This window comes from Pseudomonas sp. Y3 TE3536 (genome assembly GCF_053629175.1).
In genome coordinates this window covers 2,120,664-2,141,113 of sequence record NZ_JBRJHU010000001.1, presented here as the reverse complement: position 1 = coordinate 2,141,113, position 20,450 = coordinate 2,120,664, and the positions used below count along the sequence as shown (strand labels likewise).

At 63.6% G+C, this 20,450-nt stretch carries 17 protein-coding genes; 7 read left to right on the top strand and 10 right to left on the bottom strand.

Annotation, left to right across the window (positions count from 1 at the left end; genetic code table 11):
• Positions 1-2: 2 nt before the first annotated feature.
• Both AB7M33_RS09695 and AB7M33_RS09690 read right to left on the bottom strand, forming a co-directional pair.
• On the bottom strand, positions 3-1,790 hold the full coding sequence (locus AB7M33_RS09695; protein ID WP_252826214.1) for a monovalent cation:proton antiporter-2 (CPA2) family protein: 1,788 nt from the start codon (positions 1,788-1,790) through the stop codon (positions 3-5).
• Positions 1,791-1,935: 145 nt separating this feature from the next.
• On the bottom strand, positions 1,936-2,910 hold the full coding sequence (locus AB7M33_RS09690; RefSeq protein WP_454242773.1) for a GlxA family transcriptional regulator: 975 nt from the start codon (positions 2,908-2,910) through the stop codon (positions 1,936-1,938).
• Between the two features lie 179 nt (positions 2,911-3,089).
• Between AB7M33_RS09690 and AB7M33_RS09685 the strand changes: the two genes are divergently transcribed.
• Positions 3,090-3,470: a helix-turn-helix domain-containing protein gene (locus tag AB7M33_RS09685; protein ID WP_454242772.1), complete on the top strand. Its 381-nt coding sequence runs from the start codon at positions 3,090-3,092 to the stop codon at positions 3,468-3,470.
• Positions 3,471-3,552: 82 nt separating this feature from the next.
• Positions 3,553-4,179 (top strand): isochorismate family cysteine hydrolase YcaC, encoded by a 627-nt coding sequence (gene ycaC, locus AB7M33_RS09680; protein WP_027592192.1) that lies wholly within the window; start codon positions 3,553-3,555, stop codon positions 4,177-4,179.
• 75 nt (positions 4,180-4,254) lie between these two features.
• Here ycaC (AB7M33_RS09680) and ycaC (AB7M33_RS09675) read toward each other — a convergent pair whose 3' ends face one another.
• Positions 4,255-4,884, bottom strand: a complete 630-nt coding sequence (gene ycaC / locus AB7M33_RS09675; RefSeq protein ID WP_027592191.1) for an isochorismate family cysteine hydrolase YcaC — start codon at positions 4,882-4,884, stop codon at positions 4,255-4,257.
• Between the two features lie 135 nt (positions 4,885-5,019).
• Between ycaC (AB7M33_RS09675) and AB7M33_RS09670 the strand changes: the two genes are divergently transcribed.
• Both AB7M33_RS09670 and AB7M33_RS09665 read left to right on the top strand, forming a co-directional pair.
• The gene (locus AB7M33_RS09670) at positions 5,020-5,931 is read left to right on the top strand and encodes a LysR substrate-binding domain-containing protein (RefSeq protein WP_027592190.1); all 912 of its coding nucleotides are present in this window, start codon (positions 5,020-5,022) and stop codon (positions 5,929-5,931) included.
• 162 nt (positions 5,932-6,093) lie between these two features.
• Positions 6,094-7,356, top strand: a complete 1,263-nt coding sequence (locus AB7M33_RS09665) for an OprD family porin (protein ID WP_265968658.1) — start codon at positions 6,094-6,096, stop codon at positions 7,354-7,356.
• Positions 7,357-7,611: 255 nt separating this feature from the next.
• Here AB7M33_RS09665 and AB7M33_RS09660 read toward each other — a convergent pair whose 3' ends face one another.
• From AB7M33_RS09660 to ycaC (AB7M33_RS09645), 4 genes are all read right to left on the bottom strand, one after another.
• On the bottom strand, positions 7,612-9,453 hold the full coding sequence (locus tag AB7M33_RS09660) for an amidohydrolase (RefSeq protein WP_027592188.1): 1,842 nt from the start codon (positions 9,451-9,453) through the stop codon (positions 7,612-7,614).
• A 405-nt stretch (positions 9,454-9,858) separates the two neighbouring features.
• On the bottom strand, positions 9,859-10,677 hold the full coding sequence (locus AB7M33_RS09655) for an alpha/beta fold hydrolase (RefSeq protein ID WP_085272179.1): 819 nt from the start codon (positions 10,675-10,677) through the stop codon (positions 9,859-9,861).
• Between the two features lie 39 nt (positions 10,678-10,716).
• Entirely contained in the window at positions 10,717-11,283 is a 567-nt protein-coding gene (locus AB7M33_RS09650) for an antibiotic biosynthesis monooxygenase (protein WP_454242771.1), read from the bottom strand.
• Between the two features lie 117 nt (positions 11,284-11,400).
• Positions 11,401-12,030: an isochorismate family cysteine hydrolase YcaC gene (gene ycaC / locus AB7M33_RS09645; protein WP_027592185.1), complete on the bottom strand. Its 630-nt coding sequence runs from the start codon at positions 12,028-12,030 to the stop codon at positions 11,401-11,403.
• A 220-nt stretch (positions 12,031-12,250) separates the two neighbouring features.
• Here ycaC (AB7M33_RS09645) and AB7M33_RS09640 point away from each other — a divergent pair, with 220 nt between their 5' ends.
• A complete protein-coding gene (locus tag AB7M33_RS09640) occupies positions 12,251-13,678 on the top strand; it encodes a mechanosensitive ion channel family protein (RefSeq protein ID WP_099430783.1) in 1,428 nt (475 codons plus the stop codon).
• Between the two features lie 117 nt (positions 13,679-13,795).
• On the opposite strand, the gene amaA is transcribed toward AB7M33_RS09640, so the two are convergent.
• Positions 13,796-15,082: an L-pipecolate oxidase gene (gene amaA, locus AB7M33_RS09635; RefSeq protein WP_454242770.1), complete on the bottom strand. Its 1,287-nt coding sequence runs from the start codon at positions 15,080-15,082 to the stop codon at positions 13,796-13,798.
• 180 nt (positions 15,083-15,262) lie between these two features.
• Positions 15,263-16,753 carry an L-piperidine-6-carboxylate dehydrogenase gene (gene amaB / locus AB7M33_RS09630; RefSeq protein ID WP_012274799.1) on the bottom strand — a complete coding sequence of 497 codons (1,491 nt, stop codon included), beginning with the start codon at positions 16,751-16,753 and terminating at the stop codon, positions 15,263-15,265.
• A 135-nt stretch (positions 16,754-16,888) separates the two neighbouring features.
• Here amaB and AB7M33_RS09625 point away from each other — a divergent pair, with 135 nt between their 5' ends.
• Positions 16,889-17,773 (top strand): LysR family transcriptional regulator, encoded by an 885-nt coding sequence (locus tag AB7M33_RS09625; RefSeq protein WP_027592182.1) that lies wholly within the window; start codon positions 16,889-16,891, stop codon positions 17,771-17,773.
• Between the two features lie 207 nt (positions 17,774-17,980).
• Positions 17,981-19,375, top strand: coding sequence for a 2-oxoadipate dioxygenase/decarboxylase HglS (gene hglS / locus AB7M33_RS09620; protein WP_454242769.1), 1,395 nt, complete (start codon positions 17,981-17,983; stop codon positions 19,373-19,375).
• 3 nt (positions 19,376-19,378) lie between these two features.
• On the opposite strand, the gene AB7M33_RS09615 is transcribed toward hglS, so the two are convergent.
• Positions 19,379-20,332: a LysR substrate-binding domain-containing protein gene (locus AB7M33_RS09615; protein ID WP_027592180.1), complete on the bottom strand. Its 954-nt coding sequence runs from the start codon at positions 20,330-20,332 to the stop codon at positions 19,379-19,381.
• Positions 20,333-20,450: the final 118 nt, after the last annotated feature.

Here is a 20,450-nt window from a genome sequence, read left to right as displayed (position 1 = left end):
ACTCAATCCGCATCCGAATCAAACAACCGCTCCAACTCCACCCGCGCTTCCTTCGCCGTCTGCATCACCTTGGCCCGGTCATCGCGCACTTGCCCCTGCGCCTCCAGCACTTCTTCGTCATGCTGGGTGAACCGCGCAATACGGTCCGCCGCTTGTTCGTCACTCAACCCTAACCCCACCAGCGCACGGCGGGTCAGCTCCAGGCTTGAGTAGAACGTCTCGCGAATGGGCTCGGCACCCACGTCCACCAGCTTGTGAACATGCTGGCGGTTACGTGCCCGGGCCAGCACTTTCAGGTGCGGGTACAGGCGCTTGACCCGCTCCGCCGTGCGGGTGGTGACTTCCGGGTCGTCGGTAGTGATCACGAAATACTCCGCCTCGCCCACCTTGGCCGCATGCAGCACTTCGGGGCGCAGGGGGTCGCCGTAGAACACCGGGGCCTGCTCGAACATGCGGGTCATCTCGATGGCGTCCACCGAGGTTTCCAGGGCGATGAAGGGGATCTTCTGGGCACGCAGGATGCGCGAGACGATCTGCCCCATGCGGCCCATGCCTACGATCACCACGCGCGGTGCATCGGTCTGGATCTGCTTGTACTGTTCGGGCACTTCACGCTGCGGTTGCGGGCGCTTGAGGGCACGGGCGCAGCCGAGCATCAACAGGGGCGTGATGGCCATCGACAAGGTGATGGTCATCATCAGCAGGTCGTAGGTCTGCGTGTCGAACAAGCCTTGGTCCTTGCCCAGCTTGAACACCACGAAGGCGAACTCGCCACCCGCCGCCAGCACCATGCCCAGGCGCAGGGCGCTGGCGCTGTTGAGGCCGCCGGCCAGCCGGCCGACCACTATCAGCAAGGTCAGCTTGACCGCGATCAGCAGCAGGGTCAGGCCCAGCAGCACCAGTGGCATTTCCAGCAGCAGGCTGAGGTTGGCGCCCATGCCAACACTGATGAAGAACAGCCCCAGCAACAGCCCTTTGAACGGCTCGATCTGCGATTCCAGCTCGTGCCGGTACTCCGAGTCGGCCAGCAACAGGCCGGCCAGGAATGCACCCAAGGCCATGGAAATACCGGCCTCTTCCATCAGCCAGGCGGTGCCGATCACCACCAGCAGTGCGGTGGCGGTTGAAACCTCTGGCAGGCCGGTGCGCGCGACGATGCGGAACACCGGGCGCAGTAAGTAGCGGCCGCCCACGATGACCACGGCGATGCTGGCGAACACCTTCAGTGCATGTTCAAGGCTGTCACCGTGGCCGGTATCCGGGCCGCTGGCGGCCAGCAGCGGGACCAGGGCAATCAGCGGAATGGCAGCGATGTCCTGGAACAGCAGGATGGCAAACGCCAGGCGACCGTGCGGCGCGTTGAGTTGTTTGCTTTCGGCCAGGCTCTGCAGGCCCAGGGCGGTGGATGACAGCGCCAGGCCCAGGCCCAGCACCAAAGCGGCGGCCAGCGACTGGGCGAAGCCGAACAGGGCGATGGCGCCAATCACCGCGCCGGTCAGCAGTACCTGCGCAGCGCCCACGCCGAATACCGACTTGCGCATCAGCCACAAACGCTTGGGCGACAGTTCCAGGCCGATGATGAACAACAGCAGCACCACGCCGAGTTCCGAGATGTGCGCGACGCTTTCGGTATCGCGGATCAGCCCCAGTGCCTGCGGGCCGATGGCCACGCCGGCCAGCAGGTAGCCGATCACGGCGCCCAGTTGCAGGCGCTTGGCCAGGGGAACAGCAAGGACCGCAGCGAGCAGGAAGATCACCGCGGTTTGCAGAAGGCTGCCTTCGTGTGGCATTGGCTCGTACTCCATGAGCTGCCGGGGCAGCGTTGAACAATGTGGCCGGCAATTCTGGGCATTGTGCGGGTTTCAGACAATCCGGCTTGCAGGAGAAACATTGTCCCGCTTAACAAGACAATCAGCTGATCGCACGCGCATCGGCTCAGCTTTCGCCAAACTGCGCCCGGTACTGTGCTGGCGTCATGCCGATGCGCTCGCAAAACACCTTGCGCATATGCCGATCACTGCCAAACCCACAGCGTGCCGCCACCACCTTCAACGCCAGGTCGCTGCCTTCGAGCAGTTTGCGCGCCTGGTCAATGCGCGCATTTTGCAGGTACTGCAACGGCGTGATACCGACCTCGCGCTGGAATGTACGGGCAAAGTTGCGGCTGCTCATGGCCACCAGGTCGGCCATTTTCTGCACGGTAAAGGCCTGGTCGATATGGTCGACGATATAGGCCTGCACCCGCGCGGTTGGCGAATCATCACGCGGCACGGCCGCCAGCAACGGCCCATACGGGGTTTGCCCGCCCTGACGATGGCGAGCGACCAGCAGCACCTTGGCCACTTCCAGGGCCAGGGCCTTGCCGTGGTCTTCGGCGACCACGGCCAGCGCCAGGTCGATGCCGGCGGTGATGCCGCCCGAGGTGATCAGGCAGCGGTCGATCACATAGATCTGTTCGGTCTCGACGTTCGCCTCAGGGAAGGCCCGCGCCAGCCGTTCGACGTAGTTCCAGTGGGTGGTGCAGCGATAGCCGCCGAGCAGGCCGGCCCGGCCCAGCAAGAACACGCCGGTGCAGATGGCACCAAACCGCTTGGCCCCGCGCACGGCCTGTGGCAGCCAGTGCTCAAGGCCCGGCAGGGCGACGTCATAGGCCCCTGGGCCGCCGGGTACCAGCAACAGGTCGACGGCTTCGGGCAGCTCGTCCAGGCGCAGGTCGGCCATCACCCTCAGCCCGCATGAGCCGCGCACCGTACCCTGGCCTTCGGCCAAGGTGATCAGCCGGTACTGCCGCTCAGCGGGCAAAAACCGGTTGGCGATGGCAAAGGCGTCCATGGGGCCGGTGACATCCAGCAACAGCACATCATTGAACAGCACCATCGCCACGGTGCGGTGGGCGGGATTTTCCTGCATGCCTCTTTCGCCTTGAATGCGGGCCGCCGGTAGCGGCCTGAAACTGAACACGCGCGCATCTTAAGGTATTGGTATAGCGGCCAGGGCCAGCACTGCACAATTAAGAACTCTTCAGGTTTGCCTCAGGACTTTGTCATGTCGCGGGGGCGAGACTTTCCTCATTGAACAGGAGAGTCGCCATGAGCCCTCTGACGATCCGCAGCACCTCACCGTCCCCTGGCGCGCTGACCCCTGCGCGGCTGCGCCAGGCCAAGGAACTGATGCTGCACAGCCCTTTGTCGATCATCGAGATCGCCGGTGTGTGCAACCTGACCCGCAGCCATTTTTCGCGCGCGTTCAAGGTCAACACCGGTTTGTCGCCCCAGGCCTGGCGCCTGCTGGCGCGCATGGAGAAGGCCAAGCGCCTGCTGGCCACCGAGGCGCCGATCACCCATGTCAGCCTCGAATGCGGTTTCTGCGACCAGTCCCATTTCACCCGGGCATTCAGCCGCCTGGTCGGCCAGCCGCCCAAAGCGTGGCGGTTGACCACGCAAGGTGCCGCGTCCGGCCCGCATTCTTAAGCGCCTTTTATCCATTGGTATACCACCTTCGGGTAGTACGCCTGAGTTTCACACCCTAAGCCCAATGCAAGGAGTTACCCTCATGAGCCAACCGGATTACAAGCGCCTGAACAAAGACGACGCCGTGGTGCTGCTGGTCGACCACCAGACCGGCCTGATCTCCCTGGTGCAGGACTTCTCGCCCAACGAGTTCAAGAACAACGTACTGGCCCTGGGCGACCTGGCCAAGTTCTTCGGCCTGCCGACCATCCTCACCACCAGCTTCGAACAAGGCCCCAACGGCCCGCTGGTGCCCGAGCTGAAAGAGATGTTCCCAGACGCGCCGTACATTGCCCGCCCTGGCCAGATCAACGCCTGGGACAACGAAGACTTCGTCAAGGCGATCAAGGCGACAGGCCGCAAGCAGCTGATCATCGCCGGCGTGGTCACTGACGTGTGCGTGGCCTTCCCGACCTTGTCGGCGCTGGCTGAAGGCTTCGAGGTGTTCGTGGTGACCGACGCTTCCGGTACCTTCAACGAAACCGTGCAGCAGGCCGCGTGGGTACGCATGACCCAAGCAGGCGCACACATGATGAACTGGTTCTCGGTGGCCTGTGAGCTGCACCGCGACTGGCGCAACGACATCGAAGGGCTGGGCAATCTGCTGTCGCAGCGGATTCCCAACTACCGCAACCTGATGAACAGCTATGCGGCGTTGAGCGCTCGCTGATCCAAGCCTGCACAGCGACAAAAAAGCCGGCGCCCTCACAGGGCGCCGGCCTTTTCGTTTGCCACTAGCGGGTGATTACTTACCCGCCGTCAGCGCGTTGTAGCTGGTCATCAAACTCCGATAGTCCGGAATGTGGTTGGAGCACAGTGCTGCCAACCCTTCGACGTCATTGCGCCAGTCGCGGTGCAACTCACAGGCCACGCCGAACCAGGTCATCAGCTGCGCACCGGCACGGCTCATGCGGTCATGGGCGGCATCGCGGGTCATTGCATTGAAGGTGCCGGAAGCGTCGGTCACCACGAACACCTCGAACTCTTCTTCCAAGGCTGCCAGCGCCGGGAATGCCACACAGACTTCGGTCACTACACCGGCGATGATCAGCTGCTTCTTGCCAGTGGCCTTCACTGCCTTGACGAAATCTTCGTTGTCCCAGGCGTTGATCTGGCCTGGGCGGGCAATGTACGGGGCCTCTGGGAACAGCGCTTTCAGCTCGGGGACCAGCGGGCCGTTCGGGCCTTGCTCGAAGCTGGTGGTAAGGATGGTTGGCAGGTTGAAGAACTTGGCCAGGTCCGCCAGGGCCAGTACGTTGTTCTTGAATTTGTCCGGCTCGATGTCACGGACCAGGGACAACAGGCCAGCCTGGTGGTCGACCAGCAGCACAGCGGCGTCATCTTTGTTCAGGCGGTTGTAGGTGAATTTGCTCATGGTCCGTGCTCCTAAAAGGCTTCGATGTTTTCAGTAAGTGGGGTGTTTCGCGTTGATGGGCACAGATTAAATTCATCACCTTTGCTGCGGTAGACTGCGAAAATTGCCTTTAGCGTTCCATTTGGAGAACGATCATTGGAAGACCTCAACTCCCTCTACTACTTCACCCAAGTCGTCGAGCACGGCGGCTTCGCCCCGGCCGGGCGGGCGCTGGACATGCCCAAGTCAAAACTCAGCCGGCGCATTGCCGACCTTGAGGACCGCCTGGGCGTGCGCCTGCTGCACCGCACCAGCCGGCACTGCTCGTTGACCGAAATTGGCCAGGCCTACTACAACCGCTGCCTGGCCATGCGCGTGGAAGCCGAGGGCGCGGCGGAGATCATCGAGCGCAACCGCAGCGAGCCTCGCGGCCTGGTGCGTATCAGCTGCCCGACCACCCTGCTCAATTCCTGGGTCGGGCCAATGCTGACCCGCTACATGCTCAAGTACCCGCAGGTGGAGCTGTTCATCGAAAGCACCAACCGCCGCGTCGACCTGCTGCACGAAGGCTTCGATGTCGCGCTGCGCGTGCGCTTTCCGCCACTGGAAAACACCGACATGGTGATGAAGGTGCTGAGCAACAGCACCCAGTGCCTGGTGGGGCATCCGCAGTACCTGGCGCAACTGCCCGAAGGCTTCGACCCGCAGCTGCTTGGCACGCTGCCCAGCGTGCATTGGGGCAGCGCCCAGCGTGAGTACCAATGGGAGCTGTTCCAGGGCGAGGACATGAGCCGCAGCATCGTGATCCCGCACACGCCGCGCATGGTCACCGACGACCTGTTCGCGCTGCGGCATTTTGTAGTGGCCGGGGTTGGCATCGCGCACTTGCCACGGGTCGCCGTGCGCGAAGACTTGGCCGAGGGCCGGCTGGTGGAGTTGCTGCCGGAGTGGCACCCGCGGTGCGGCATCGTGCATGCGATCTTCCCGTCACGGCGCGGGTTGTTGCCGTCGGTGCGGTCGCTGATCGATCACCTGGCCGAGGAGTTCGCGATCAGCGACATGGCCTGAGTCAGTTGCTGTCAGTACCGGCCTCTTCGCGGGGCACCAGCGCCCTGGAGACCACGCGATCCCTGTGGGAGCGGGCTTGCCCCGCGAAGAGGCCAGCACACCCTTACAAGACCTTGGCCTACGCTTGCCTCACAGTCTCGGATCATCCACCCCGGAGCCCTCATGATCCGCGCCAATCACGGACCAGGCCGCGCCCTGCTCGCCTCCCTCGCCCTCTGCCCCGCACTTAGCCAGGCAGATGAACCCGGCTGGTCGCTGCTCAGCCGCAACTACTTCCTGCACAGCGACTTCCGCTCGCCTTCCGGCAGCGGCCAAAACTACCGCCAGGAATGGGCCCAAGGCTTCATCGGTGAAATCCGTTCGGGGTTCACCGAAGGCACGGTGGGTGTTGGCATCGACGCGCATGGTTTTCTCGGCCTCAAGCTCGACGGTGGCCGCGGCCATGCCGGTACCGGCTTGCTGCCGCGTGACAGCGATGGCCGTGCCGAGTCCGACTATTCCAGCGCCGGTGCAGCCCTCAAGCTACGCCTGGGCAATACCCTGCTGCGCTACGGCGAGATGACTGTCGAGACACCGGTGTTCGACACCGGCGACAAACGCCTGCACCCCGAATACGCCACGGGTTGGTTGCTGGAGAACACCGACCTGCCCGACTGGCGCCTGCAGGCGGGCCGCTTCACTGCGTTCAACAACCAGGACAACAGTTCGACCCACGACGATTTCGCCGGCTACGGCGCCACCACCCATGGCCGCGCTATCAGCCTGGCCGGCGCCACGTTCGCCCCCGATGGCCCGTTCGGCGGTGCGCTGTACACCAGCCAGCTGCAAGACACCTGGCGCCAGGCCTACCTCAATCTCAACCTGGCCGAGGGCAATTGGCGCCTGGACGGCAACCTCTACAAAACCCGCGATACCGGCAACGCCAGCGCTGGCGCCATCGACACCACCGCCTACAGCCTGGCGGGCAAGTACCGCTTCGGTGCCCAGGCGCTGACCCTGGCCTACCAGAAGGTCGAGGGCGACACCCCCTTCGACTTCGTCGGCGGCGACTCCATCTACCTGGCCAACTCGATCAAGTACGCCGACTTCAACGGCCCCGGCGAGCGTTCGTGGCAACTGCGTTACGACCTCGACTTCGCCACCCTCGGCATGCCCGGCCTGAGCCTGATGGGCCGCTACGTCAGCGGCCGCGGTGTCGATGGCACGCATGCCCCGGCAGGTGGCGCCTACACGGCGCAACAGGGCCAGGGCGGGCGCCACTGGGAGCGCGATGTCGACCTCAAGTACGTGGTGCAGTCCGGCGCCGCCAAAGACCTCAGCCTGGCGCTGTCCCACGTCAGCCACCGCGCCAACCAAGCCCAGGCGGGCGATGATATTGACCGCCTCTACCTGATCATCGAATACCCACTCAAAGGCGGCTTTTGAACAAAGAAGGGGGCTTTACGGGTAATGCCAGTCAGTTAGGGCCAAGGGGCCGCTGCGCGGCCCATCGCAGCGGTTCGGCGCCCCGACAAGCCAGCTCCTACAGGGGGAGCATATTTCTTGTGAATCTCGCTCACCTGTAGGAGCTGGCTTGTCGGGGCGCCGAACCGCTGCGATGGGCTGCACAGCAGCCCCAATTACACCCGATGACGCCTAATTGACTGGCATTACCCTGATGGGCCCCTTCTTCACATCAGCTTAGAACGCAAAGCACGAACACCCCAACGCCCCCCAGAACCCTTGGAAGTCGTTCACCGGCACGCTGGAATGCCGCGCCTTCTCGTGGCTGTGAGCATGCACCCCACACGGCCCGCTGCACTGGTGCACCGCCGCTGCCAGCGATGGCGTACCCACACGCCAGTGCCCTGGCACCTTGGCCACCGGCGACCATTCCGGCAGTACCGGTACCTGCGGTGGGCCGAGCCTGTCGAACTCGCCGGCAGCGTACACGACCTTGCCGTCAACGATGGTCAGCACCGACTCGATGCCCTTGATCGCTTCTTCCTCGACACTGAAGAAGTCCAGCGACAACGCCGCCAGGTCCGCCAACTGGCCAACCTTGATCTGGCCCTTCTTGCCCTGCTCGCTGGAGAACCAGGCGCTGCCCTGCGTGAATAATTGCAGCGCGGTGTCACGGCTCAGGCCCTCGGGGTACAGCTCCATGCCGCCGACGGTCTTGCCGCTGACCAGCCAGTACAGCGAAGTCCACGGGTTGTAGCTGGAGACGCGGGTCGCGTCGGTACCGGCCCCAACCGGCACGCCCATGTCGAGCATGCGCTTGATCGGCGGGGTCTGCTCGGCAGCCTTGGCGCCGTAGCGGTCGACGAAGTACTCACCCTGGAAGGCCATGCGGTCCTGGATGGCGATACCGCCGCCCAAGGCGCGCACGCGCTCGATGTTCTGCGGGGTGATGGTCTCGGCGTGGTCGAAGAACCACGGCAGGCCATTGAACGGGATGTCGCGGTTGACCTTCTCGAATACATCCAGCATGCGCGTGATGGATTCGTTGTAGGTGGCGTGCAGGCGGAACGGCCAGCGCTGCTCGACCAGGTGGCGTACCACCGGTTCTAGCTCTTCTTCCATGGTTTGCGGCAGGTCCGGGCGCGGCTCGAGGAAGTCCTCGAAGTCGGCCGCGGAGAACACCAGCATCTCACCCGCGCCGTTATGGCGCAGGAAGTCGGTGCCGCTGTGCAGCTTGACGCTGGAGGTCCACTTCTTGAAGTCGTCGAGTTCTTCCTTGGGCTTCTGGGTGAACAGGTTGTAGGCGATGCGCACGGTCAGCTGGTTGTTGTCTGCCAGCTCCTGGATCACCGAGTAATCGTCGGGGAAGTTCTGGTAGCCGCCCCCGGCGTCGATGGCGCTGGTCAGGCCCAGGCGGTTGAGCTCACGCATGAACTGGCGGGTCGAGTTGACCTGGTACTCCAGCGGCAGCTTCGGCCCTTTGGCCAGGGTGGCGTAGAGGATCATCGCGTTAGGGCGAGCGATGAGCATGCCGGTCGGCTCGCCGAACTTGTTGCGCTGGATCTCGCCACCCGGCGGGTTCGGCGTGTCCTTGGTGTAACCCACAGCTTTGAGCGCGGCGCGGTTGAGCAGCGCGCGGTCGTACAGGTGCAGCAGGAACACTGGGGTATCGGGCGCGGCCTGGTTGATTTCTTCCAGGGTCGGCATGCGTTTTTCAGCGAACTGGAACTCGTTCCAGCCACCGACCACACGCACCCACTGCGGGGTCGGGGTACGGGCGGCCTGGTCCTTGAGCATGCGCAGGGCATCGGCTACCGAAGGCACGCCTTCCCAGCGCAGCTCCAGGTTGTAGTTCAGGCCACCGCGGATCAGGTGCAGGTGGGAGTCGTTCAGGCCCGGGATGACCGTGCGCTGCTTGAGGTCGATGATCTGCGTGGTGGCGCTTTTGTGGGCCATGGCTTCGGCGTCGCTGCCGACGGCGATGAAGCGGCCGTCCTTGATGGCGACGGCGGTGGCGGTGGGCTTCTCACGGTCGACAGTGTGCAGTTTGCCATTGAACAGAATGAGGTCGGCGGTCATGGAGCCTCCTTGAGTGGATGCATGGGCGGAACCGGCGGAGCCGGCGAAGGGCAATGCGGACCAGAGCGCGCCGGCGGCACCGAGCACGGTGCTGGTGGCGAGGAACTGGCGACGGCTCTTGTCGTTAGGGTCCTGGGACATGGTCTTCTCCGTCTGGGTGCGGCAGCGGCAAGCGCAACTGCGGAGCATGCCGGTTCAAGCCTGGTCAGGGATTGCATGGATGTGCGGTGGGTTGAAGAAGGTTAGCCCTGTTCAAATTTTGTGCTGCCAGGGCCGGCCTCTTCGCGGCGGTCCGGCGCCCCGGTGAACCCGCTCCCACAGGGGCATCACATGCCCCAAAAGCTGTGTTGAACCTGTGGGAGCGGGTTTACCGGGGCGCCGGACCGCCGCGAATGCCTCACACCGTCATCGCTGGAGGAACGCCAACAAGTCTTCATTCAGCTGCTGCGCATGCGTCACGGCAAACCCATGCGGCGCACCTTCATACACCTTCAGCTCGGCCCCACGAATCAACTCGGCGGCTTTCTTGCCCGTGGTCTCGAACGGCACGATCTGGTCCGCATCACCGTGAATCACCAAGGTCGGCACCTCTATCTTGGCCATGTCCGGGCGGAAGTCGGTCTTGGAGAACGCGGTGACGCAATCCAGCGTGCCCTTGATCGAGGCCAGCAGCGCGATGTTCAGGGTCTGCGTCAGCACCCCCTGGGACACCTGCTGCCCTTGGTTCAAGCCATAAAACGGCGTGGCAAAATCGGCGATGAACTGCGCCCGGTCGGCACGCAAGCCCGCCTGAATACCCTCGAACACCGCAGCCTCGACCCCCTCAGGGTTGTCATCCCGCTGGCCAAACACCGGCGTCACCGCCCCCAGCAGCACAAGCCCGGCCACCCGCTCGTTACCATGGCGCGCGATGTAGCGGCTGACATCGCCACCGCCCATGGAGAAGCCCACCAAGGTCACTTCACGCAGGTCGAGGTGTTCGATCAGTTGGGCGATGTCATCGGCAAACGTGTCGTAGTCATAGCCATTCCACGGCTGGCTCGACCGGCCGAAACCACGGCGGTCGAAGGCGATGGCGCGGTAGCCACGGCTGGCCAGGAATTCCATCTGCGAATCCCACATGTCGGCGTCCAACGGCCAACCGTGGCTGAACAGCACGGGCTTGCCGCTGCCCCAGTCCTTGAAATAGAGCGAAGTGCCATCGCGGGTTACGAGTGTGCTCATATCGGTATCTCCTTGAAAGTCTATGGGGAAGGGGCTGAATCAGCCACGCAGCCAGTTGGCGCAGCGGCGGGTTACCCACGGCATGATGTAGAACACCACGGGCAGGATGACAAACAGGTTGACGATCAGGTTGCCGGTGATCGCGCCGCCCAAGTGCGGAAAGCGCGCGAACAACGGCGCCAGCAGTTGCGGAATGACCATGGTCATCGGGCAGATCACCAGGTAGGTCAGCAACGCCTGCTTCCAGCGCGGCGGTTGTGCCGCCGTGGTGCTCGGTGGGGTGAACCAGAACTCTGGGTCTTCGTGAACCTGGGTGTTGTCGCCCTCCTCCAGCAGCGGCAGCACCTGGCTGACCAGCGTCTGGCGCTCGGTGGAGTTGACCCAGGCCTGCAGCAGGCTGGCATCGCTGAAGCGCACCACGGTGGTGAAGTGGCGGCCGCCGTCTTCGGGGCGGATCACGTTGACGTCGAGGTGGCCGGGTTGGCGGCGCGCGGCATTGACCGTGTGCTTGAGCCAGTCCTCGTAGCCGGCCAGCGCCTCGGCGCGAACCTTGTGCTGGATGACCAGGGTGACCACGTTGCGGTTGTCTTGGAGTGCGGTGTTCATCGACATTCCTTGGGATGAGCTGGCCCGCACTCACTGTGCAACAGCGAACGGGCGGAGGATTGAATGGGTGTGCTGCCCTTGCCGGGCACCGACGGTCGGTGCCCGGTGCGCGGCGGCTTACTTGCCGGCGTTGAAGGCGTTGTAGCTGGTCATCAGGTTGCGGTAGTCCGGGATGTGGTTGGAGCACAGCGCCGCCAGGCCTTCGACGTCATTGCGCCAGTCGCGGTGCAGCTCACAGGCCACGCCGAACCAGGTCATCAGCTGCGCACCGGCCTGGCTCATGCGGTCATGGGCGGCATCGCGGGTCATCGCGTTGAAGGTGCCGGACGCATCGGTTACCACGAACACCTCGAACTCTTCTTCCAAGGCTGCCAGGGCCGGGAAGGCGACGCAGACCTCGGTCACTACACCGGCGATGATCAGCTGCTTCTTGCCGGTCGCCTTTACCGCTTTGACGAAGTCTTCGTTGTCCCAGGCGTTGATCTGGCCTGGGCGGGCAATGTAAGGGGCGTCTGGGAACAGCGCTTTCAATTCAGGCACCAGCGGGCCGTTGGGGCCTTGCTCGAAGCTGGTGGTGAGGATGGTTGGCAGGTTGAAGAATTTGGCCAGGTCGGCCAGGGCCAGCACGTTGTTCTTGAATGCGTCTGGCTCGATGTCGCGGACCAGGGACAGCAGGCCAGCCTGGTGGTCGACCAGCAGCACAGCGGCGTCGTCTTTGTTCAGGCGGTTGTATTTGAATTGGGCCATGGTCGTTGCTCCTAAGGGTTTTGATGTTCAGTAAGTTGGGTGTTTCGCGTTGATGGGAGAAGATTAAAACCATCACCTTTGGAGCGGTAGATAGTGGTTTTTGGCTTTAGCGTTCTGTTTTGTGAACGATAGATTGGCAATCGATTTGCTAGCCCCATTGCCTGCCCGATCAACCTGCTCTATTACTAGCCGAAGCCCTCCCCTCACCCCTGAGACCACCATGCTGGCTTTCATCCAGTCGTCCCCGTTGTTGCTCGGCACTTCACTGATCCTGCTCGACCTGATTCTCTGGCAACTGATCCCCCTCCAGCGCCGGGCCTGGCGTATCGGCTCGCGGCTGGTGATTTTCCTGCTGTTCAGCTGGGTGCTGCTGGCCGCGGGCATGAGCCCTTTGCAGCCGCCGCCATGGCCTGACGATGTGTCGCGCAACCTGATGGCGACAGTGCTGACGATCGGCTGGTGGCTGTTCGGTGCGCGCACGGTGACCGTGGTGTTCGGGCTGTTGCTGGTGGCGCGTGGTAGCCATGGCGGGCGGTTGCTGCAGGATGTGCTGGGGGCGCTGATCTTTTTGGCGGCGGTGGTGGCTGCGGCGGGCTATGTGATGCAACTGCCGGTGAAGGGGCTGCTGGCCACCTCCGGGGTGATGGCCATCGTCATCGGCCTGGCGCTGCAAAGCACCTTGGCCGACGTGTTCAGCGGCATCGTGCTGAACACGACGCGGCCGTATCAGATCGGCGATGCCATCTCCATCGACGGCACCGAAGGCAAGGTGCTGGACATCGACTGGCGTGCCACGCGGCTGCTGACCAGTGCCGGCAGCCTGGCGGTGATCCCCAATTCGGTGGCGGCCAAAGCCAAACTGCTCAACCACAGCCGCCCGCCTGACGTGCATGGGGTGTCGATCAGTGTGGTGGTGCCGGCAAAGGTGCGCCCCAAGCGGGTGTTCGATGCGCTGGAAAAGGCCCTGCAGGGCACGCGCGCGATACTCGCCACGCCCAAGCCCAAGGTCACGGTGAAGGCTTCTACCCTGGAGTCGGTGGAGTACGAAGCCAGTGGCTTCATTGCCGACATGGGCGGCAAGACCGACGCGCGCAATCAGCTGTTCGACCTGGCCCATCGGCACCTGGAGGCCAGTGGCGTGATGTGGAACGTCGACCTGGCCCTGCCGCCGCGCAGCCGCCAACGCGAGGTGCTGGATGAAGTGCGGGTGTTCCGCTCGCTGAGCGATGAAGAGCGCGATGCGCTGAGCCAGCGCATGACGGCCGTGGAATACCTGGCGGACCAAGTGATCCTGGGTGTGGGCGAGCGCTCGGATCACCTGTTGGTGATTGGCAGCGGTGTGGTTTCAGCGTCGATTCGCGATGGCGACAAGCTGCTGGAGGCCGGGCGCATGGGGCCGGGGGAAGTGCTGGGGATCGAGGGCATCATCGACGAAGACGACGGCTTTGCCGAGTTCCGCACACTGACCAGTTGCGTGCTTTACCGCATCGACAAGGAACAGGTGAAGAGCTGCCTGGTGCAGCGGGGCGAGGTGCAGACGGCGTTGAGCAAGTTGCAGCGGTTCAGGCGGCAGAGCCGGGAGTCGTTGTTGCTGCAGAAGCCGACCCTGATCAAGAAAGGTGGCTTTCTCAGTTGGTTGCACAAGTAATATTTTTCACTGTGCTGGCCTCTTCGCGGGGCAAGCCCGCTCCCACAGATACATCGCAAAGGTTGAATTCACCGGTGTACTTGTGGGAGCGGGCTTGCCCCGCGAAGAGGCCAGTGGCTACAACACCACCCTCAAGCACTGCCCCGCGTGGTACAGCGAAAACCCGGACTCGTAGAATGCCGTGCGCAGCGACGGCGCGCTCACCCCGGTCATCGGCGAGAACGGAATCGGCAGGCTGTCCGCTTCGTCCTTGAGCAAGAACTCGGCAAACGCTCGCCCGATCACGGTCCCGGTGGTGTTGCCGCGGCCGTTGTAACCGGTCACCGCCACCAGCCCCGGCGCCGGCTCGAACAGGCGCATCAGGTGGTCGGGGGTAAAGTCGATGCAGCCGGTCCAGTGCATCTCCCACTCGACCTTGCCCAGCTCAGGGTAGTAATGGCTCTGGATACGGTCAGCCCAGCTGCGCACGAACCAGGCCGGCTTGTTGTCGACCCGGCCCAGGCTGCCAAGCAGCAGGCGGCCCTGGTCGTCGCGGCGGATGCTGCTGAGTACGGTGCGGGTGTCCCAGGAGCCCTGGCCATGCGGCAGTACCTTGTCAGCGGCAGCGCCGTGCAGCGGCTTGGACGCGACCTGGTAGTAGTAACCGCGGAAGAACTGCTTCTGCAGGTTGCTCCAGTCGCCTTCGGTGTAGGCACCGGTGGAAATCACCACCTTGTCGGCGCGCACCGAGCCATGTGCCGTTTTCACGCGCCAGCCATCGCCTTCGCGCTCCAGGCCCTCGACCGAGGACTGCTGGAACACCTTGCCACCCAGGCGCGAAACCGCAGCGGCCAGGCCTTGGGTGTAACCCATGGGGTTGATGGTGCCGGCGCGGCGGTCGAGCAGCGCGGCGGAAATCTTGTCGGTACCGCAGTATTCCTGGCACTGGGCGCCGGTCAGCAGCTCGACGTCAGCGCCGCGGCGGCTCCATTGTTCATGGCGGGCTTCGAGGTCGGCGATGCCGGTGGCGTTGTGCGCCATGTGCAGCGTGCCTTTGTGATGGGCTTGGCAGTCGATGCCCAGGCGCTCGATCATGGCGAATACCTCGCCCGGTGCTTCGCCAAGCACCTTGTTCAAGCGGCTGCCCTGCTTCTGGCCGAGGGTCGCCTCGACGTCGTCGGGACGGATCCAGGTGCCGGCATTGACCAGGCCGACGTTACGTCCGGAGCCACCGTGGCCGATCTTCCAGGCTTCCAGCAAGATCACCGACTTGCCCTGTTCGAGCAGGTGGATCGCTGCGGACAGGCCGGTGATGCCGCCACCGATGACACAGACATCGGCCTTGTGCTCACCGGCCAAGGCCTGGGCGGCGACGGTCGGTTTGCTGACGAATTCCCACAAGCATTGTTGACGCAGTTCGGACATGGCCGGCTCCAGCAGTGTTGTTCTTATTGCGGGTGCATCTGATTTGTTGGGGCCGCTTTGCGGCCCATTCGCGGGACAAGCCCGCTCCCACAGGGACCACACAGGCCTGAAAGGCAGCGGGGATCCTGTGGGAGCGGGCTTGCCCCGCGAACCGGGGGCTAAGCCCCCGGCCCTGCAGCATCAGTCGAACACGATACCCTGCGCCAGCGGCAGCTCGCGCGAGTAGTTGACGGTGTTGGTCTGACGACGCATGTAGCCTTTCCAGGCATCCGAACCGGATTCACGACCACCGCCGGTTTCTTTCTCGCCACCAAACGCACCGCCGATCTCGGCGCCGCTGGTGCCGATGTTGACGTTGGCGATGCCGCAGTCGCTGCCCGAGGCACTCTGGAAGCGCTCGGCTTCACGGATGTCGGTGGTGAAGATGCACGAGGACAGGCCTTGTGGCACTTCGTTATTCAGGCGCAGGGCCTCTTCGAAATCATCGTAGGCCAGCACGTAGAGGATCGGCGCGAAGGTCTCGTGGCGAACCACGTCGCTCTGGGCCGGCATCTCGGCGATGGCTGGGGACACGTAGTAGGCGTTCGGGTACTGGTCAGCCAGCTGACGCTCGCCGCCAAACACCTGGCCACCTTCGTCGCGGGCCTTGGCCAGCGCGCCCTGCATGGCGTCGAACGACAGTTTGTCGATCAGCGGGCCCACCAGGTTGTCTTTGCGTGGGTCACCGATACGTACTTTGCCGTAGGCGGCTTTGACGCGGGCAACCACTTCGTCCTTGATCGAGCGGTGCACGATCAGGCGGCGCAGGGTGGTGCAGCGCTGGCCCGCAGTACCCACGGCGGAGAACAGGATGCCGCGCACAGCCAGGTCCAGGTCCGCACTCGGGGCCAGGATCATGGCGTTGTTGCCGCCCAGTTCGAGGATGCTGCGGCCGAAGCGAGCGGCAACACGTGGGCCGACTTCACGGCCCATGCGGGTGCTGCCCGTGGCGCTGACCAGCGGCACACGTGGGTCATCGACCATCGCTTCGCCCGCTTCACGGCCACCGATGACCAGTTGCGCCAGGCCAGCCGGTGCATCGCCAAAGGCTTTCAGGGCTTTTTCAAACAGCGCCTGGCAGGCCAGGGCGGTCAGTGGGGTCTTTTCCGACGGTTTCCACACCACCGAGTTACCGGCCACCAGGGCCAGCGCGGTGTTCCAGGCCCAGACGGCAACCGGGAAGTTGAAGGCGCTGATCACGCCAACCACGCCCAGCGGGTGCCAAGTTTCACGCATGTGGTGGCCAGGGCGCTCGGAGGCGATGGTCAGGCCGTACAGCTGACGCGACAGGCCGACGGCGAAGTCGCAGATGTCGATCATTTCCTGGACTTCTCCCAGGCCTTCCTGGGTGATCTTGCCGGCTTCGATCGATACCAGTTCGCCGAGGTCAGCCTTGTGTTCACGCAGCACTTCACCGAACAGGCGGACCAGCTCGCCACGGCGTGGGGCCGGCACGGTGCGCCAGGCGTCGAAGGCGCTTTGGGCCTGATCGATGCGGGCGATGGTCTCGGCCTTGCCGAGCAGTTTCACCGAGGCGATCTGGCTGCCGTCGATCGGCGTGTGAACAGGGTAGTCGCCCTGGGTGTAAGCCTCGGCGGCAACGCCAAGGCGCTCGAGCAATCCAGCAACCATTTGTGCATCTCCTACATCGGTGATGGGGTGGAAAAATGATGTGGATCAGTATTAATCCGATCACACCAGTGCAACAAACGACCTTTATTCCGCATATCATTCCGTCAGGTAATGATTTGAGCCGCAGAGACCGCTATGTCCAAACGCCTGGTGCCCTCCATGACCGCCCTGCAGTGCTTTGAAGCTGCAGCCCGTCATTTAAGTTTCACCCGTGCCGCCGAAGAGCTGCACCTGACCCAGAGCGCGGTCAGCAAGCAAGTGGCGCAACTCGAAGACATGCTGCGCCACCACCTGTTCCTGCGCATTCGCCGCCGCCTGCAACTGACGCCAGCGGGCAGCCTGTACCTGGCCGAGGTCAACAAGATCCTCACCCAGGTGGACATGTCCAGCCGCTACGTACTGACCTATGGCGAGCAGACCGAGATATTGAAGGTAGCCACTCAACCGAGTTTTGGCGTGCGCTGGCTGATCCCCCACCTCAAAGGCTTTGGCAAGCGCCACACCAATATCCACCTGGACATCCGTAACGAGATGGAGCCATTCGCTTTGCTGCAAGGCTCGGCGGATGTGGTGTTCTTCTATGGGCAAGGCACCTGGCCGGGGGCGACCTGCGTGGAGCTGTTCCGCGAAGAGGTGGTGCCAGTGTGCGCGCCGGAGCTGTTGGCCGGGCGGGCGCTGGCCGATGCCGGTGAGTTGGCCGAGCTGGTGCTGCTGCAGAGTACGTCGCGGCCAGAGGCGTGGCATGAGTGGTTTCTGGAGCTGGGGCTGCAGAGTGTGAGTGCCTACCATGGGCCGCGGTTCGATACGTTCTATATGGCCTTGAGCGCGGCGCAGGCGGGCTGTGGGGTGGCGCTGGTGCCGCGGTACCTGGTGGCCAAGGAGCTGAATGAAGGCAGCCTGGTCATTGCCTGGAATCATGCGATGAAGAGTACCGGGGCGCATTACCTGGCGTATGCCGAGCATGCGGCCGAGGTGCCGAAGGTGCGGGCGTTGGTGGAGTGGATTCGCGAGCAGTTGTAGGCTCTAGGGCCTCTTCGCGGGTAAACCCGCTCCTACAGGTACTGCACAGCGTTCAAACATTGCACCACCCCTGTGGGAGCGGGTTCACCCGCGAAGGGGCCCTAAGGTCGATCAAAAAAGGAATGACACTCGCACTTTTTTTCGCTTGTGAGCCATGTGCATTCCCAGCTTTCATGTAAGCGTCCGAACCCAACCAGGAAGCTAGCGATGCCCGCCCACGATTTCGTCAGCCCAGACAGCATCCGCGCGCAGTTCTCTGCCGCCATGTCGCTCATGTACAAACAGGAAGTGCCGCTGTATGGCACGCTGCTGGAGCTGGTGAGCGAAATCAACCAGCAGGTGATGACCCAGCAACCAACGGTGGCCGAAGCGCTGCGCTGGACCGGCGAAATCGAGCGCCTGGACCAGGAACGCCACGGCGCCATCCGCGTCGGCACCGCCGAAGAACTGGCGACCATCGCCAAACTGTTCGCGGTGATGGGCATGGAGCCCGTCGGCTACTACGACCTCAGCTCTGCAGGCGTACCCGTGCACTCCACCGCCTTCCGCGCCGTGCACGAGCAGTCCCTGCATGTCAGCCCGTTCCGGGTGTTCACCTCGCTGCTGCGCCTGGAATTGATCGACAACCCGCAACTGCGCGAACTGGCACAGGGCATCCTGGCCAAACGCAAGATTTTCACCCCGCGCGTACTCGAGCTGATTGCCCAGTGCGAGCGTGACGGCGGCCTCAGCGCAGCCGACGCCGAGGCGTTCGTGCAGGAAGCGCTGCACACCTTCCGCTGGCACCATGACGCCACGGTAACCGCCGAGCAGTACCAGCAACTGCACGACCAGCACCGTCTGATTGCCGATGTGGTGGCCTTCAAGGGCCCGCACATCAACCACCTGACCCCGCGCACCCTGGACATCGACGCGATCCAGGTCGGCATGCCGGCCAAGGGCATTCCGCCAAAGGCCGTGGTCGAAGGCCCGCCCACCCGCCGCCACCCAATCCTGCTGCGCCAGACCAGCTTCAAGGCGCTGCAGGAAAAAGTCGCCTTCAGCGGCCAGCAAGGCAGCGAGGGCAGCCACACCGCGCGTTTCGGCGAAATCGAACAACGCGGTGCAGCACTGACGCCGAAGGGTCGCCAGCTGTACGACAAACTGCTTGATGCTACCCGCGCCGCCTTGGGCGGTGTGCCAGCCGAAGCCAATGCCGAGCGTTACAGGACGCTGTTGAGCCAGACCTTCGCCGAGTTCCCCGACGACCTGGCGCAGATGCGTGAACAGGGCCTGGCCTACTTCCGTTACTTCGCCACCGAAAAAGGCCTGGCCGCTCGCGATTACAGCGACCGCCCGACCACCCTGCAAGGGCTGATCGATGCGGGGCATGTGCACTTCGAGGCGCTGGTGTACGAAGACTTCCTGCCGGTGAGTGCAGCGGGGATCTTCCAGTCCAACCTGGGCGATGATGCGCAGGCAGAATACGGCAGCAACGCTAACCGTGAGGCGTTCGAAGCTGCATTGGGGCTGAAGGTGCAGGATGAGCTGGCGTTGTATGCGCAGAGCGAGCGACGCTCGTTGCAGGCGTGTGCACAGGCGCTGAACCTGGGGTCGATGTAAGCCTTAGGGCCGCATTGGGTCGCGCTGCGGCCCAAGCGTCGGCAGGACCTGCACATCTGGCAGGTCCATCGCCGCCACCTCCGCGTGCAAGAATTCGCTCAAGCGCCGCAACCGCTCGCCACCCGGCCGGGTGCGCGGCCACACCAGGTAGTAATCCATGCCGCTGGGCACCGCCGTTGGCCAGGGCAAGCTCAAACGCCCCTGCGCCACATCCTCGGCCACCATCAGCAAATCCCCCATCGATATGCCATAGCCACGCGCCGCTGCGATCATGCCCAACTCCAGGGTATCGAACACCTGGCCGCCCTTGAGCGACACCTTGTCGCTAAGCCCCATGCGCTCCAACCATTCGCGCCAGTCACGCTTGTCCACGGTCGGGTGCAGCAGTTCGATGCAGGCCAGCCGACGCTCGTCCCACGGCCCATCATCGAGCAGGTCCGGCGCACCCACCGGGATCAGCAGTTCGGGAAACAACCGGCGCACTTCCCAATGCGCCGGGAACACGCCATCGCTGAGCAACACCGCGCAATCGAAAGGCTCCTGGTTGAAATCGACATGGTCGACGTCCATCCAGGCGCTGGTCAGTTGCACTTCGTTACCGGGCTGCAGGTGACGAAAACGGCTTAGGCGGGCCAACAACCAGCGCATGGTCAGGGTGGAGGGCGCTTTCATGCGCAAGATGTCATCTTCGCCGCGCAAGGTGTCGCAAGCCCGCTCCAGCGCGGCGAAGCCTTCGCGCACGCCGGGCAGCAACACCCTGGCCGCTTCGGTCAATTGCAAGCTGCGGCCGCTGCGCACGAACAGGCGGCAAGCGAAGTGTTGTTCAAGGGTGCGGATATGGCGGCTGACCGCACTCTGGGTAATCGAAAGTTCTTCGCCGGCACGGGTGAAGGAGCTCAGTCGCGCAGCGGCTTCGAATGCGCGCAAGGCATACAACGGTGGGAGCTGACGAGACATTAGGCACCTGCCATGCGGGCTGGGGAACGGATCGCTGACAGCATAAACACATGAGTCAAACTCATGCCAATGATCGTTTTTATCCTTTTGTGCAAAGCTGACCAAAGCCTCAGAATCG

Excerpts from the sequence above, each read along its gene's own strand:
- ycaC (WP_027592185.1), bottom strand. The coding sequence starts at position 12,030 with ATGGCCCAATTCAAATACAACCGCCTGAACAAAGACGACGCCGCTGTG.
- amaB (WP_012274799.1), bottom strand. The coding sequence starts at position 16,753 with ATGGTTGCTGGATTGCTCGAGCGCCTTGGCGTTGCCGCCGAGGCTTAC.
- hglS (WP_454242769.1), top strand. The coding sequence starts at position 17,981 with ATGCCCGCCCACGATTTCGTCAGCCCAGACAGCATCCGCGCGCAGTTC.
- AB7M33_RS09695 (WP_252826214.1), bottom strand. The coding sequence starts at position 1,790 with ATGCCACACGAAGGCAGCCTTCTGCAAACCGCGGTGATCTTCCTGCTC.
- AB7M33_RS09650 (WP_454242771.1), bottom strand. The coding sequence starts at position 11,283 with ATGAACACCGCACTCCAAGACAACCGCAACGTGGTCACCCTGGTCATC.
- amaA (WP_454242770.1), bottom strand. The coding sequence starts at position 15,082 with ATGTCCGAACTGCGTCAACAATGCTTGTGGGAATTCGTCAGCAAACCG.
- AB7M33_RS09690 (WP_454242773.1), bottom strand. The coding sequence starts at position 2,910 with ATGCAGGAAAATCCCGCCCACCGCACCGTGGCGATGGTGCTGTTCAAT.
- AB7M33_RS09665 (WP_265968658.1), top strand. The coding sequence starts at position 6,094 with ATGATCCGCGCCAATCACGGACCAGGCCGCGCCCTGCTCGCCTCCCTC.
- AB7M33_RS09660 (WP_027592188.1), bottom strand. The coding sequence starts at position 9,453 with ATGACCGCCGACCTCATTCTGTTCAATGGCAAACTGCACACTGTCGAC.
- ycaC (WP_027592192.1), top strand. The coding sequence starts at position 3,553 with ATGAGCCAACCGGATTACAAGCGCCTGAACAAAGACGACGCCGTGGTG.
- AB7M33_RS09615 (WP_027592180.1), bottom strand. The coding sequence starts at position 20,332 with ATGTCTCGTCAGCTCCCACCGTTGTATGCCTTGCGCGCATTCGAAGCC.
- AB7M33_RS09640 (WP_099430783.1), top strand. The coding sequence starts at position 12,251 with ATGCTGGCTTTCATCCAGTCGTCCCCGTTGTTGCTCGGCACTTCACTG.
- AB7M33_RS09655 (WP_085272179.1), bottom strand. The coding sequence starts at position 10,677 with ATGAGCACACTCGTAACCCGCGATGGCACTTCGCTCTATTTCAAGGAC.
- AB7M33_RS09625 (WP_027592182.1), top strand. The coding sequence starts at position 16,889 with ATGTCCAAACGCCTGGTGCCCTCCATGACCGCCCTGCAGTGCTTTGAA.
- AB7M33_RS09685 (WP_454242772.1), top strand. The coding sequence starts at position 3,090 with ATGAGCCCTCTGACGATCCGCAGCACCTCACCGTCCCCTGGCGCGCTG.
- ycaC (WP_027592191.1), bottom strand. The coding sequence starts at position 4,884 with ATGAGCAAATTCACCTACAACCGCCTGAACAAAGATGACGCCGCTGTG.